We start from the raw sequence: 1,241 nt of genomic DNA on the forward strand, positions 1-1,241 counted from the left end.
GGGCCCTCGCGACGTACGCGCGCGCGGCGCTCAACTCGGACGAGGACGACGAGGCGGAGCGCGCCGCGGGCGAGGCCGTGGAGGTCGCGCGCGAGGTCGGCGCCGTGGACGCTGAGGCCGACGCGCTGACGACGCTCGCGGTGCTGGTGGTCGACGACCAGGACCGGGCTGCGGGGCTGCTCGCCGACGCGCTCGTGCTCGCGCGGCGGTCGGGCGACCTGTCGACCGAGCTGCGCACCATGTACAACCTCGCGAACAACCGGTACTACGCGGGCGACGTCGCGCGGGCCACCGAGATCGGCGACGAGGCCGTCGAGCGCGCGCGGTCGTCGGGGATGCTGTGGAGCACCTACGCGATCGAGATGCTCATGCTCGGGCACCTGTTCCGGTTCGTGCAGGGCGACCTGTCCCCCGGGCCGGTCCGCACCGACATCCCGGAGCCGCTCGCGCCGACCGAACGCCTCATGACCCTGTACGCGGCGGTCGCGCGCGGCGACGACGACGCGGTCGAGCGGGGCCGGACGCTCGAGGCGCACTGGTCGCGCGACGGGATCCTCGCGCTGGTGGGCGGCGGCTGCACGGTCGACGCCCTCACGTGGCGCGGCGAGCTCGACGAGGCGGTCGACCTCGCGCTGCGCGTCATCGAGCACCTCGGTCGCGAGTGGAGCGACTACTTCCTGGGCGGCATCTGGCTGTCGGCGCTGGGGCTGTCCGCGCTCGCCGACGCCGCCGCGCAGGAGCGCCTGCTCGGCCGCGACCACCCGGACACGCTGACGAGCCGCAACGACATGGCGCCGTTCCACCGCGACGCCCGCCGCCTCGACCGCACCCTGCCGCTCCTGGAGGCGACGCTGCGGGACGCCGAGCGCGCGCTCGGCCCGGACCACCCCGTGACGCTGACGAGCCGCGGGAACCTCGCCCTCGCGTACCGCGACGCCCGGCGTCCCGACCTCGCGCTGCCGCTGCTGGAGCGCATGCTCGCCGACGCCGAGCGCACGCACGGCCACCAGCACGCCGACACCCTCACGAGCCGCAGCGTGCTCGCGCTCGCCTACCACGACGCCGGCCGGCTGGACCGGGCGATCCCGCTGCTGGAGAGCACGCTCGCGGACCGCGAGCGCCTCCTGGGACCGGACCACCCCGAGGCGCTGACCAGCGCGAACAACCTGGGCCTCGCCTACCGGGACGCCGGCCGGCTGCGCGACGCGGTGCGCGTGCTCGAGCGCGTCATGGCGGACCGG

Annotated in this window: 1 protein-coding gene; it reads left to right on the forward strand. The window is 75.9% G+C overall.

Annotated elements, in window-relative coordinates; all coding sequences use genetic code 11:
* Nucleotides 1-1,241: tetratricopeptide repeat protein (locus HGA02_RS19785; protein ID WP_168681117.1), on the forward strand; the 1,241-nt coding region annotated here is incomplete at both ends.

This window comes from Cellulomonas septica (assembly GCF_012396155.1).
Taxonomy (GTDB): Bacteria; Actinomycetota; Actinomycetes; order Actinomycetales; family Cellulomonadaceae; genus Cellulomonas; species Cellulomonas septica.